The sequence below is a fragment of the Phytobacter ursingii genome (assembly GCF_001022135.1).
GTDB classification, from domain to species: Bacteria; Pseudomonadota; Gammaproteobacteria; order Enterobacterales; family Enterobacteriaceae; genus Phytobacter; species Phytobacter ursingii.
Genome location: NZ_CP011602.1, coordinates 2,075,749 through 2,088,386 on the forward strand (window position 1 = coordinate 2,075,749; position 12,638 = coordinate 2,088,386).

Consider the following 12,638-nt stretch of genomic DNA (forward strand, 5'->3'; position numbering starts at 1 on the left):
TGTTGATTTATTATATTTATGGTTTTTTCTGACTTTAGTTATATGATTTGCTGATAATGCTGCGTTTCCAACGCCCTGCGCAGCATTATTTTCGCTTCAGGCAAGTTAGTGCAGTAACCCCGGAAATATTCCTTTTACGCCAGCAACGATAAATTCAATACCCAGCGCCATGAGCAATAAGCCCATGATACGGGTTATCACGTTAATCCCGGTTTGGCCAAGAAGACGCACCAGCCAGGGTGCGATGCGAAACACACCCCACGAACAAAAAGCAAAAAGGGCTATTGCGACTGAAAACCCAGCGAGGTATTCCACGCTGTGGTAACGCGTTCCCCAGACAATTGTCGAACTGATTGCACCCGGCCCTGCCATTAAAGGTAAGGCGAGAGGCACAACGCCAATACTCTCTCTGATCGCAGTTTCTGATTTTTCCTGTTTATTCTGTTTATCTTCCCCCAGCTTACCGCTGATCATCGACATCGCGATGGTTACCACCAGAATCCCGCCGGCAATACGAAATGAATCAATTGAAATACCGAACAACTGAAGAATCGCATCACCCAGAAAAAGTGATGTCCAGAGAATGATGGCAACAGAAAGGTTAGCAGTCAGATTGGTTTTATTCCGCGCCCCGGCAGTTTGATAGCTGGTCATACTGATAAAGACAGGGATGATACCGATGGGGTTTACCAACGCGAACAGGCCGATGAAAAACTTAAACCAGGTTGGAAAGTCAAACAATGTTTGAGTCACAGAGTGCTCCGCAGCAGTGCAAGGCAAAAAGAAAGAAGGTATGTAAACAATAAGACCCTGCTAAATATACGATTATTTGTAGCATATCTCACCCTAAATCCTGTCATCTTCCCTATATCCTGGCATGTTATGCATTTGTACTAATTATGATAATGTTAGCTAGCGCCGCCCTTTTATCATTAACATTTGATACAAATGCCCAAAAATAGCCTGCTGAAAGGTGTCAGCTTTGCTGTAACTTGATTTAGATCACGTAATCGGTACTCAGAAGTGAGTACTCTTGGAGACGTCGTCAGGGAGTAGAACCATCTGTTTTAATGATGTTTCGTTGAGGCTCTTTCAGTAAATCAGTTAGGTTGGGCGAGGCGTTAACTACTTGTTTTTCTGTAATTTACGCAACCTGCACCCGGTCTGTCTATACTGTCGTTTCGGACAGCTGGTTTACTAAAAGAGTTTAACATTATCAGGAGAGCATTATGGCTGTTACTAATGTCGCTGAACTTAACGCACTCGTCGAACGTGTGAAGAAAGCCCAGCGTGAATATGCCAACTTTACTCAAGAGCAAGTTGACAAGATCTTCCGCGCCGCCGCCCTGGCTGCCGCTGATGCCCGTATCCCTCTCGCTAAAATGGCTGTTGCCGAATCCGGCATGGGTATCGTCGAAGATAAAGTGATTAAAAACCACTTTGCTTCTGAATATATCTACAACGCCTATAAAGATGAGAAAACCTGCGGCGTCCTTGAGGAAGATGACACTTTTGGTACCATCACCATCGCTGAACCTATCGGTATTATCTGCGGTATTGTTCCGACGACTAACCCAACTTCTACTGCAATCTTCAAGTCACTGATTAGCCTGAAGACCCGTAACGCCATTATTTTCTCCCCACACCCACGTGCTAAAGATGCAACGAACAAAGCGGCTGATATCGTTCTGCAGGCGGCTATCGCTGCGGGCGCACCAAAAGATCTGATTGGCTGGATTGACCAACCGTCTGTTGAACTGTCTAACGCTTTAATGCACCACCCTGACATCAACCTGATCCTCGCGACCGGCGGCCCAGGCATGGTGAAGGCAGCATACAGCTCCGGTAAACCGGCTATCGGCGTAGGCGCAGGCAATACCCCAGTTGTCATCGACGAAACTGCAGATATCAAACGTGCTGTCGCCTCTGTTCTGATGTCCAAAACCTTCGACAACGGCGTTATCTGTGCTTCCGAACAGTCTGTTGTGGTTGTTGATTCTGTTTACGACGCGGTTCGCGAACGTTTTGCTACCCACGGCGGCTACCTGCTGCAGGGTAAAGAGCTGAAAGCTGTTCAGGACATTATCCTGAAAAATGGCGCGTTGAACGCCGCTATCGTTGGTCAACCGGCATACAAAATCGCTGAACTTGCAGGTTTCACTGTTCCGGCAACGACCAAAATTTTGATCGGCGAAGTGACTGTTGTTGACGAAAGCGAACCGTTCGCTCACGAAAAACTGTCCCCGACTCTGGCGATGTACCGCGCTAAAGATTTCGACGATGCGGTAGAAAAAGCAGAGAAACTGGTTGCCATGGGCGGTATCGGTCATACCTCTTGCTTGTACACCGACCAGGATAACCAGCCGGCTCGCGTGCAGAAATTCGGCGCGGAAATGAAAACCGCACGTATTCTGATCAACACCCCAGCCTCTCAGGGTGGTATCGGCGACCTTTATAACTTCAAACTCGCTCCTTCCCTGACTCTGGGTTGTGGTTCCTGGGGTGGTAACTCCATCTCTGAAAACGTTGGTCCGAAACACCTGATCAACAAGAAAACCGTTGCTAAGCGAGCTGAAAACATGTTGTGGCACAAACTTCCGAAATCTATCTACTTCCGCCGTGGCTCTCTGCCAATCGCGCTGGATGAAGTGATTACTGATGGTCACAAACGCGCGCTGATCGTGACTGACCGCTTCCTGTTCAACAACGGCTATGCAGACCAGATCACTTCTGTACTGAAAGCGGCTGGCGTAGAAACAGAAGTCTTCTTCGAAGTTGAAGCTGACCCGACACTGACTATCGTACGTAAAGGCGCAGAGCTGGCGAACTCTTTCAAACCTGACGTGATCATCGCGCTGGGTGGTGGTTCCCCGATGGATGCGGCAAAAATCATGTGGGTAATGTACGAGCATCCGGAAACCCATTTCGAAGAACTGGCGCTGCGCTTTATGGATATCCGTAAACGTATCTACAAGTTCCCGAAAATGGGTGTGAAAGCGAAAATGGTTGCTATCACCACCACTTCCGGTACGGGTTCAGAAGTCACACCGTTCGCTGTGGTAACTGACGATGCGACTGGCCAGAAATATCCGCTGGCAGACTATGCACTGACTCCGGACATGGCGGTTGTCGACGCGAATCTGGTCATGGACATGCCGAAATCACTGTGTGCATTCGGTGGTCTGGATGCGGTAACCCACGCGCTGGAAGCTTATGTTTCTGTACTGGCGTCTGAGTTCTCCGATGGTCAGGCTCTGCAGGCTCTGAAATTGCTGAAAGAAAACCTGCCAGCGTCCTACCATGAAGGTTCTAAAAACCCGATTGCACGTGAGCGTGTACATAGTGCCGCTACCATCGCGGGCATCGCGTTTGCGAACGCCTTCCTCGGTGTGTGTCACTCCATGGCGCATAAACTGGGTTCGCAGTTCCATATCCCGCACGGTCTGGCCAACGCCCTGTTGATCGCGAACGTTATCCGCTATAACGCGAATGACAACCCGACTAAACAGACTGCATTCAGCCAGTACGACCGTCCGCAGGCTCGCCGCCGTTATGCAGAAATCGCTGATCACCTGGGTCTGACTTCTGTCGGTGACCGCACTGCTGCGAAAATCGAGAAACTGCTGGCATGGCTGGAAACCATTAAAGCTGAACTGGGCATTCCTAAGTCAATCCGTGAAGCAGGCGTTCAGGAAGCTGACTTCCTTGCTCATGTTGACAAACTGTCCGAAGATGCGTTCGATGACCAGTGTACCGGTGCTAACCCGCGTTACCCGCTGATCTCCGAGCTGAAACAGATCCTGCTGGATACCTACTACGGACGTGAGTTCAAAGAAGGCGCAACAGCAGAAGTGAAAGCAGAAGCGGTTAAAACGGATAAAGCAGACAAAAAAGCGAAGAAAACCGCTTAATTGTCTTATCCAGCATAACCCGTCTGATGGCTAACCCCTGTCAACGAAGATGATCGGTTAAACGGTCCGGCGGGTTGACGATAAAAGCCTCATCAATTCTTTGATGGGGCTTTTTTATATTTGCTATCCGGCTTGACGCTACCCCGAGTTCTCAGCGCCCTCCTCGCTTTCCTGCTATCAGATGCCACTTCTGCAGAATGGGTGTCTCAATCCCTATCCGTAAGCGTAAACGTCCCAGAAGCATGCATTGCGTGGCTGATGGTGAGAGCAGGTCAGTGAATTCGCACGTCCTGATGCATCTGAGCATGCATGAGGCTGGAATAAAGTAAAAGCGGGTACAGCATGCGGGAAAAAAATTGTCAGGCCGTGTGCCCTGATGTCGCGATAACGCCCGTTAGCTCGACAATCAGGGTAAATACGCCAGGCAATGCGGACAGCGTCCCAGGCGCAGAGTCTGATACTTGTGAGCTCTGGCCTGTTGGCAGTTTCTTTATGTCTGTAATCAATCAGGAGAGCGCGTAGACATACAGGAGCATTACCCTCTTATACGCGCCTGAATAGCGGCCAGAGAGCCTTCTGCGAGCGCCTCTTTATAATGTTTGCGGCAAACAGACACATAGCGCTCATTACCACCAATAACGACTTGCTCACCCTCATTATATGGTCGACCGGCTTGATCAAGTCGCAGCACCATGCTGGCTTTACGCCCGCAGAAACAGATAGTTTTTAGTTCGACCAGTTTATCTGACCACGCCAGAAGATATTGGCTGCCGATAAACAACTCGCCGCGGAAATCCGTTCGTAATCCATAACAGAGCACGGGAATATCAAGTTCATCGACGACCTCGGACAACTGATATACCTGCTGGCGGGATAAAAATTGACTTTCATCAACTAAAACGCAGTGGATAGGCTCGCGCTGATGCTCTGCATTAATTTCATCTTTAAGGGATGTGTTTTGGTTAAAAAGACGCGCTGGCGATGATAAACCAATTCGAGAACTTACCTTCCCTGCACCAAAGCGGTCATCAATCTCCGCTGTATAGACCAGCGTCCGCATGCCACGTTCCTGATAATTGTAGGAAGACTGTAGTAAAGCCGTGGATTTTCCGGCATTCATCGCTGAGTAGTAGAAATAAAGTTGCGCCATTGCCCGCAAGACCCCAATCAAAGTGTGATATTCCTCAGCAGGATTGTATCATATTTTAACGTGCCTCCCGGAATGCCGAACGCACACTTTACTTAGCTTCCTGACATGATTTCGTTGATATACTTCACGCTATTTCCCTGCGCAAGCTGTTGCTGCCAAAGAAACAAACAATAAGCGTACCGTGTCTTGCCTGGGTATAAAAAACAAGAAATTTCAGCGCCAGGCACAAGAAATTATTAATGTTTTATGCAAAACGACGCTGTTGTGAACACTAATAAAAAAGGTTGATATTTATCCATCGAAACTATAATTCGTATGAGATTAATCAGTTAAAAACGCCGATTAAACACCTGAACCGTTTGGGTGATAATGCTTTCAATATGGCTTTTTTGTGCGGTTCCGCAAGAAAAATTTAAGTTAGCGGTTTTTAAAAATGAGGTAAATAAAGAGGAAATTTGAATTCCTTACATTCTCACCTATTGCACTACTCAAATTAACGCTCTATTATTAGCTCAACAAACCACCCCAATATAAGTTTGAGATTACTACAATGAGCGAAGCACTTAAAATTCTGAACAACATCCGTACTCTTCGTGCGCAGGCAAGAGAATGCACTCTGGAAACGCTCGAAGAAATGCTGGAAAAATTAGAAGTGGTCGTTAACGAGCGTCGTGAAGAAGAAAGCGCTGCAGCTGCTGAAATCGAAGAACGTACTCGTAAACTGCAGCAATATCGCGAAATGCTGATTGCTGACGGTATTGATCCGAATGAACTGCTGAACAGCATGGTCGCTGCTAAAACCGGAACTAAAGCTAAACGCGCTGCACGTCCGGCTAAATATAGCTACGTTGACGAAAACGGCGAAACTAAAACCTGGACCGGCCAGGGCCGCACCCCGGCAGTAATCAAAAAAGCGATGGACGAACAAGGTAAACAACTGGAAGACTTCCTGATCCAGGAATAATCCTAAGCCTTTATGAAAAATCCCGCCAATGGCGGGATTTTTTTTAACCCGTTTTTTTACCCTTGTTGCAAAGCAATATTGCATGGCGGTGAAGATAAGCGTGCATTGCTGATGATTTTTGCTCACCTACATTCCCTTATTGATATTCCCTCTTAGCGCAAAGATCTCTCACGGCGCATGGTCAACCATCCCGAAGATGCCTGATGGCAATAAAAAAGCCGGAGTGATAAGCATCAATCCGGCTTTATTCCTTACGACTAAAGCAGGTTATGCTTTAGCGACACCGATAACATCTTCCAGCCAGGCTTTAAATTCTTTGCCAAGTACGTTATGGCGAATACCATATTCTACGAAAGCCTGCATATAACCCAGCTTATTACCGCAATCATGGCTTTTGCCTTTCATATGGTAAGCTTCGACGGTCTCTTTCTCGATAAGCATATCGATAGCGTCGGTCAACTGGATCTCGTCACCGGCTCCCGGAGGCGTTTTAGCCAGCAGCGGCCAAATCTCTTCGCTGAGGACGTAACGGCCTACAACGGCCAGATTAGACGGCGCGACGTTCGCTTTCGGTTTTTCTACCACGCCGACCATCGGTACACTGTCACCCGGCTTGAGTTCTGCGCCTTTACAGTCAACTACACCGTATGCAGTGACATCTGCAACAGGCTCAACCATAATCTGGCTGGCACCGGTTTCATCGAAACGCTTGATCATTTCAGCCAGGTTATCCTGCGAAAGATCGGACTCAAATTCATCCAGAATGACATCCGGCAGAATCACCGCAACTGGCTCATTACCTACAACCGGATGCGCGCACAGCACCGCGTGTCCAAGCCCTTTAGCCAGGCCCTGACGGACCTGCATAATGGTGACATGCGGCGGGCAAATAGCCTGCACTTCTTCCAGCAGTTGGCGTTTCACGCGTTTTTCCAGCATTGCTTCAAGTTCAAAGCTGGTATCGAAGTGGTTTTCGATCGAATTTTTCGACGAATGCGTAACCAGAACAATTTCGGTAATACCCGCAGCGATACACTCATTCACGACATACTGAATTAATGGCTTATCAACCAACGGTAACATTTCTTTAGGAATAGCCTTTGTCGCCGGCAGCATCCTGGTTCCCAATCCCGCAACCGGGATAACTGCTTTAGTCACTCTCGAATTTATGGCAGCCATTGAAAATCTCCTGGTCTGTTCACGCTTTGAGCATGTTCATGAATTAATTCGCATCTGAGTATATCAGTACCATCGTAATGAGCTGGTCTGAAAAGGACGCTATAACGTTTAATTAGGATTAATACGCAAAACTGTGGCGATAGTACCACTCGCTTTAAAAAGGAGGTAAAGCTATCTGCGGAATACGTTGCGATTGCTCATTCCGCAGACAACATTAAACGCAGACGGCCACCAGCTCCCCACACCTGACATTGCCAGGCGTCGCACCGTTGGCTCAATTGGTTCAGGTAAGTATTTCCTAATGTGCCCAGCGGTACACCGTTACTGATTTGAATTTGGTGTTCACCGGTATTTAATGTGGCGTTAAGGCCTGCCGACACTAAAATAAGGTTCTTTAATTCGCTGTGATAATACCCAACCAGCAGAGGAAACTGTCCTGGCAAATTTGCCTGACGCAGTAACTGATTTACCTGCTTGAGCAAACTGCCCATCTCGGGAAGTTTTTGGTGTTGATGTGACAACTGTTCCTGAAGTAAGCCGTTGAACAGCGCCCGCAGTAATAATGCCGCCAGAACGCCATTATTCCCTGCCCGTGTCACATCAAGGCAATAAAAGGCCAGATCGCGCGATGATATTGGCGCGATATCAAGTACCAGTCCTGGCTGATCGGCCGAAACCAACTGGCGGTAATTAACCCGGCAGCCCGACATCTTCTGCTGAACCGGTGGCTGTAATTCTTGTAAAAGTTTGGCAGCCGCCTGCGGGTTTTCTACCAGCGCATCCCAATCCTGAAACAAACGCTCTTCTTCTTCGACACGCGAATTAAACATATTGGGATAGAGACAGGCAAACACGGTCTCTTTGAGACGATTAAGATCTTTAACTGGCTTAAGTAAAACGTCCTGCACGCCTAAACGCAGCGCTTTCGCAATATCTGCCATGTTATCGGTCGCAGAAATGACGAGCACCGGCATTTGATCGCCTTTATTGCGCAAATGTTCGACAAGTTTAAGGCCATTCATTCTCGGCATGGCAATATCGCAAATCATGAGATCCGGCGAGGCATTTTCCAGCTGTTCGAGCGCTGAGACACCATCATCCGCGACCAGTGTTTCCGCTCCCAGAGAGGAGAGCCAGGAATCCAGCAGCGAGCGGAAGACGGGTTCGTCTTCAACGATCAATATCTGTTTTCCTGCTAACGGCTGCGTCATCTTATCTCCCCTGCCCGACGATAATTAAATAGTGGCATGATCTATCAATAATCGCCTGTCAGAATTTGCTGAACTCGAATAAAAAAACATACTTAGTCTATTGTCCTTACCAACGGTAGTAGTTCATCTATTTTCTTTTCAACAGCAAGTTGCCCCGCCGCGATTGCTGCCTCTGCCCGATGGAAATCAAGTGTCGAAATTTGCGGACACATTGGCTGTATTAAAATATCGGGGGGATCGCCAGCCATTCGGTTTCGCTTAAGCCGATTCTCAAGCACCTGAATGGATGTGGTCATGATTTCCATTGCCGTTGGTGCAACAACAGTGCGACGGGCCGTCATTTTACTCAGTCTGTCCCGTAGGCGTTCATGCCAGCGCAAGTCGTCACTCTCCACCTCTTCTTGCGCATCTTCCATTAATGTTGTCGACACTAAATCCTGTTGCATCAAATGCGCATCATGTTGCAGGTCAACCGCAATAACGATATCTGCTCCCAGTGCGCGCGTCAGAGAAACAGGAACCGGATTCACCACTGCGCCATCAACCAGCCAATAACCATTATGGGCAACGGGTGACATCAGACCGGGCATACTGCACGAGGCACGCACCGCGAGATGAAGATCGCCCTCGGTAAACCATAGCTCTCGCCCGGTACTGAGGTTGGTTGCTACCGCACCGAATTTCAACTGGCAATCAGTGAAAAGCGCATCTGGCAGGACCTGCCGATAGTGGTTAAAAACGCGTTCGCCGCGTAATAATCCACCGCGACGCCACGATGGGTCCATTAGCTTGAGGACGTCCCAGTAACTGAAAGAGCGCACCCACGCTTCCAGTTCAGGGAGTTTGTTGCAGGCATAGGCGGCACCCACAAGGGAACCAATAGAGCACCCCGCCACGACGTCAATCTTAATCCCTGCATGTTGCAATGCCTTTATCACACCGATGTGTGACCAGCCTCTGGCGGCACCAGATCCCAGCGCCAACCCAATTTTAACCGTTCTCATTACCTGGATTTTTGTCCCCCGGAACGACTGGCGTAGCCACAAGGCTACAGCTCAGTTAACATAACGCTACTCTGGCTTATAGTGCCGTTATTTTTGTACAGGAAGCCGATTTTGTCTCAACTCTGTCCCTGCGGTAGCGCAGTCGAGTATAGCCTATGTTGTCAGCCTTATCTGTCTGGCGCACAGGTTGCGCCAGATCCATCACATCTTATGCGCTCCCGTTACAGCGCGTTTGTGATGAAAGATGCCAACTATTTAGTTAGCACCTGGCATCCGGACTGTCATGCCGCCACCTTTCGTCCGGAAATTGAAGCCGGTTTCGACCGTACCCAATGGCTGGGGTTGACGGTGTTCGAGCATGCCAGCGGAAAAAACGACACAGAAGGTTACGTCAGTTTTATTGCCCGTTTCAATGAGGATGGCAAAACGGGAGCAATTATTGAACGTTCCAGATTCTTAAAGGAGAACGGCCGGTGGTATTATATTGACGGCACACGTCCGCAATTTGGCCGTAACGATCCGTGTCCGTGCGGATCTGGCAAGAAATTCAAAAAGTGCTGCGGGCAATACGCCCAGCGATAATTCATAGCAAACACCATCAACAGGATTTACCCGGCAATGCATTCATTACAACGTAAAGTATTACGCACCATTTGCCCTGACCAAAAAGGTCTCATCGCGCGGATTACTAACATTTGTTACAAACACGAACTTAATATCGTGCAAAACAACGAGTTTGTTGATCACCGCACCGGTCGCTTTTTCATGCGTACTGAGCTGGAAGGTATTTTTAACGACTCAACACTGCTGGCCGACCTGGACAGCGCGCTGCCGGAAGGCTCTGTTCGTGAACTGAACCCTGCAGGGCAGCGTCGCGTGGTTATTCTGGTGACGAAAGAGGCGCACTGTCTTGGCGACTTATTAATGAAAGCCAATTACGGCGGGCTGGATATTGAGATTGCGGCAGTCATCGGCAACCATGAGACGCTGCGTTCCCTGGTAGAACGTTTTGATATTCCGTTTGAACTGGTCAGCCATGAAGGACTCACCCGTGAAGAGCACGATGATCTGATGGCGCAAGCCATTGAAGCGCATCAACCGGATTATGTGGTTTTAGCGAAGTATATGCGCGTACTGACGCCGGGCTTTGTCTCCCGTTTTCCGAATAAGATTATCAACATCCACCATTCATTCCTGCCGGCATTTATCGGCGCGCGCCCTTACCACCAGGCCTATGAGCGCGGGGTAAAAATCATCGGCGCGACGGCACATTACGTAAACGATAATCTGGACGAAGGTCCGATTATCATGCAGGACGTGATTCACGTGGATCACACTTACACTGCCGAGGACATGATGCGTGCAGGTCGCGATGTTGAAAAGAATGTCTTAAGCCGCGCGCTATATCAGGTACTGGCGCAACGTGTCTTCGTTTACGGTAACAGAACGATTATTCTTTAATCGCTAACGAAATGAATTGATTAGCTTTAATCCGTTACGGATGAAAAGTACACAAACGGTTCAGTTTCGTTGAAGGAAAGCTTTACAGCGGCGCGTCATTTGATATGATGCGCCCCGCTTCCCGAAACGGAGGCAGGCCAGTATAAGCATTACCCCGTGGTGGGGTTCCCGAGCGGCCAAAGGGAGCAGACTGTAAATCTGCCGTCATCGACTTCGAAGGTTCGAATCCTTCCCCCACCACCATTATTCACTACTGCAAGGTAGTAACTCCGATGAGCGTTCGCGAAGTTTGCACTTGTCGGGAAGGGTGAGAACCTTCGATTAAGGTTCGCGTCGAGCGAAAGCGAGACAACGTTGCCGCAGGCAACGGCCCGAAGGGTGAGGCGCGAAGCGACGAATAATCCTTCCCCCACCACCATTCTTAAAGCAGCACCCAATAATATGAATTGCCCCTGGTGGGGTTCCCGAGCGGCCAAAGGGAGCAGACTGTAAATCTGCCGTCATCGACTTCGAAGGTTCGAATCCTTCCCCCACCACCATCCCTTCATAAAGCAACACACCCAATCCATCTGTAATGCCCTATTATCCTGCCCACGCGGGAAGGATGAGAAGCTTCGACAAAGGTTCGATTCGAGCGACAGCGAGAAAGCGTTGCCGCAGGCAACGACCCGAAGGGCGAGGAGCTACGCGACGAGTAATCCTTCCCCCACCACCATCCCTTCATAAAGCAACACACCCAATCCATCTGTAATGCCCTATTATCCTGCCCACGCGGGAAGGATGAGAAGCTTCGACAAAGGTTCGATTCGAGCGACAGCGAGAAAGCGTTGCCGCAGGCAACGACCCGAAGGGCGAGGAGCTACGCGACGAGTAATCCTTCCCCCACCACCATCCCTTCATAAAGCAACACACCCAATCCATCTGCAATGCCCTATTATCCTGCCCATGCGGGAAGGATGAGAAGCTTCGATTAAGGTTCGATTCGAGCGACAGCGAGAAAGCGTTGCCGCAGGCAACGACCCGAAGGGCGAAGCGCGCAGCGCTGAGTAATCCTTCCCCCACCACCATCCCTTCATAAAGCAACACACCCAATTCATCTGCAATGCCCTATTATCCTTGCCCAGCGGGAAGGATGAGAAGCTTCGATTAAGGTTCGATTCGAGCATAGCGAGAAAGCGTTGCCGCAGGCAACGACCCGAAGGGCGAGGAGTAGCACCAACTAACATTTCCCTGATGCTCTTCGCTTATCAGGGCTACCCGACCGTACGTCGAATAAACGCAGCGCATCGGGCTTTCAAAATCATTACACGGGCGGCAAGCGACGTTTGACCGGCGAGCTTTTCACAATTGAAGTATTGCACTGCGCGTATTCCGCTAAGCCATCAAGTAACGTGTCCAGTTGCTCGATAGTACGCACCACCAGCCGGATAACAAAACAATCCTCTCCGGTGACCTTATCGCTCTCAATGCACTCGGGCATCGCCTGGATATAGTTATCCACCTTCTGTAATAACCCCGGCAATGGGCGCACACGTACCAGCGCCTGCAGGGTATACCCTAACGCCATCAAATTAACCCGCGCGGCGTATCCTTCAACCACACCCTTTTCTTCAAGCCGTTTAAGCCTTTCCGCCGTACTGGGTGACGACAGTCCAACACGACCGCTCAAAACTTTCAGCGACATCCGCGCATCTTCCACCAGGCACGTCAGAATCAGCCGGTCGATCTCGTCGATAAGGTATTCCATTGTTTTCACCT

10 protein-coding genes, 2 tRNA genes and 5 other RNA genes are annotated in these 12,638 nt (G+C 49.3%); 11 read left to right on the top strand and 6 right to left on the bottom strand.

The window, feature by feature from the left end; all coding sequences use genetic code 11:
- Positions 1–105 precede the first annotated feature (105 nt).
- Complete coding sequence (locus AB182_RS13285; RefSeq protein ID WP_047370519.1) at positions 106–753, bottom strand: YchE family NAAT transporter; 648 nt, start codon at positions 751–753, stop codon at positions 106–108.
- 476 nt (positions 754–1,229) lie between these two features.
- Between AB182_RS13285 and adhE the strand changes: the two genes are divergently transcribed.
- Positions 1,230–3,911 (top strand): bifunctional acetaldehyde-CoA/alcohol dehydrogenase, encoded by a 2,682-nt coding sequence (gene adhE, locus AB182_RS13290; protein WP_047370520.1) that lies wholly within the window; start codon positions 1,230–1,232, stop codon positions 3,909–3,911.
- A 535-nt stretch (positions 3,912–4,446) separates the two neighbouring features.
- Here the strand turns inward: adhE and tdk are convergent.
- Positions 4,447–5,061: a thymidine kinase gene (tdk, locus tag AB182_RS13295; protein WP_047370521.1), complete on the bottom strand. Its 615-nt coding sequence runs from the start codon at positions 5,059–5,061 to the stop codon at positions 4,447–4,449.
- 550 nt (positions 5,062–5,611) lie between these two features.
- Here tdk and hns point away from each other — a divergent pair.
- The gene (gene hns, locus AB182_RS13300) at positions 5,612–6,025 is read left to right on the top strand and encodes a histone-like nucleoid-structuring protein H-NS (protein ID WP_039079166.1); all 414 of its coding nucleotides are present in this window, start codon (positions 5,612–5,614) and stop codon (positions 6,023–6,025) included.
- Between the two features lie 267 nt (positions 6,026–6,292).
- On the opposite strand, the gene galU is transcribed toward hns, so the two are convergent.
- The 3 genes from galU to rssA form a co-directional block, all read right to left on the bottom strand.
- Entirely contained in the window at positions 6,293–7,204 is a 912-nt protein-coding gene (gene galU, locus AB182_RS13305) for a UTP--glucose-1-phosphate uridylyltransferase GalU (RefSeq protein ID WP_047370522.1), read from the bottom strand.
- Positions 7,205–7,401: 197 nt separating this feature from the next.
- Positions 7,402–8,415: a two-component system response regulator RssB gene (gene rssB, locus AB182_RS13310; RefSeq protein WP_047370523.1), complete on the bottom strand. Its 1,014-nt coding sequence runs from the start codon at positions 8,413–8,415 to the stop codon at positions 7,402–7,404.
- A gap of 92 nt (positions 8,416–8,507) precedes the next feature.
- Complete coding sequence (rssA, locus tag AB182_RS13315) at positions 8,508–9,419, bottom strand: patatin-like phospholipase RssA (RefSeq protein ID WP_047370524.1); 912 nt, start codon at positions 9,417–9,419, stop codon at positions 8,508–8,510.
- 111 nt (positions 9,420–9,530) lie between these two features.
- Here rssA and AB182_RS13320 point away from each other — a divergent pair, with 111 nt between their 5' ends.
- The 9 genes from AB182_RS13320 to AB182_RS30580 all read left to right on the top strand — a co-directional run bounded on the left by AB182_RS13320 (position 9,531) and on the right by AB182_RS30580 (position 12,120).
- Positions 9,531–10,001, top strand: a complete 471-nt coding sequence (locus AB182_RS13320) for a YchJ family protein (protein ID WP_071845881.1) — start codon at positions 9,531–9,533, stop codon at positions 9,999–10,001.
- Between the two features lie 36 nt (positions 10,002–10,037).
- The gene (gene purU, locus AB182_RS13325; protein ID WP_047370526.1) at positions 10,038–10,880 is read left to right on the top strand and encodes a formyltetrahydrofolate deformylase; all 843 of its coding nucleotides are present in this window, start codon (positions 10,038–10,040) and stop codon (positions 10,878–10,880) included.
- Between the two features lie 158 nt (positions 10,881–11,038).
- Positions 11,039–11,123, top strand: a tRNA-Tyr gene (locus AB182_RS13330).
- Positions 11,124–11,166: 43 nt separating this feature from the next.
- Positions 11,167–11,298: non-coding RNA, RtT sRNA (locus AB182_RS30560), on the top strand.
- 36 nt (positions 11,299–11,334) lie between these two features.
- A tRNA-Tyr gene (locus AB182_RS13335) sits at positions 11,335–11,419 on the top strand.
- Positions 11,420–11,463: 44 nt separating this feature from the next.
- A non-coding RNA gene (locus AB182_RS30565) (RtT sRNA) lies at positions 11,464–11,595 on the top strand.
- 44 nt (positions 11,596–11,639) lie between these two features.
- A non-coding RNA gene (locus tag AB182_RS30570) (RtT sRNA) lies at positions 11,640–11,771 on the top strand.
- 44 nt (positions 11,772–11,815) lie between these two features.
- Positions 11,816–11,947: non-coding RNA, RtT sRNA (locus tag AB182_RS30575), on the top strand.
- 44 nt (positions 11,948–11,991) lie between these two features.
- Positions 11,992–12,120, top strand: a non-coding RNA gene (locus AB182_RS30580) — RtT sRNA.
- Positions 12,121–12,183: 63 nt separating this feature from the next.
- Here AB182_RS30580 and AB182_RS13340 read toward each other — a convergent pair.
- Complete coding sequence (locus AB182_RS13340) at positions 12,184–12,627, bottom strand: Lrp/AsnC family transcriptional regulator (protein WP_047370527.1); 444 nt, start codon at positions 12,625–12,627, stop codon at positions 12,184–12,186.
- Positions 12,628–12,638: the final 11 nt, after the last annotated feature.

Coding starts and splice junctions, on each gene's coding strand:
- AB182_RS13340 (WP_047370527.1), bottom strand. CDS start 12,627: ATGGAATACCTTATCGACGAGATCGACCGGCTGATTCTGACGTGCCTG.
- tdk (WP_047370521.1), bottom strand. CDS start 5,061: ATGGCGCAACTTTATTTCTACTACTCAGCGATGAATGCCGGAAAATCC.
- hns (WP_039079166.1), top strand. CDS start 5,612: ATGAGCGAAGCACTTAAAATTCTGAACAACATCCGTACTCTTCGTGCG.
- rssB (WP_047370523.1), bottom strand. CDS start 8,415: ATGACGCAGCCGTTAGCAGGAAAACAGATATTGATCGTTGAAGACGAA.
- adhE (WP_047370520.1), top strand. CDS start 1,230: ATGGCTGTTACTAATGTCGCTGAACTTAACGCACTCGTCGAACGTGTG.
- purU (WP_047370526.1), top strand. CDS start 10,038: ATGCATTCATTACAACGTAAAGTATTACGCACCATTTGCCCTGACCAA.
- galU (WP_047370522.1), bottom strand. CDS start 7,204: ATGGCTGCCATAAATTCGAGAGTGACTAAAGCAGTTATCCCGGTTGCG.
- rssA (WP_047370524.1), bottom strand. CDS start 9,419: ATGAGAACGGTTAAAATTGGGTTGGCGCTGGGATCTGGTGCCGCCAGA.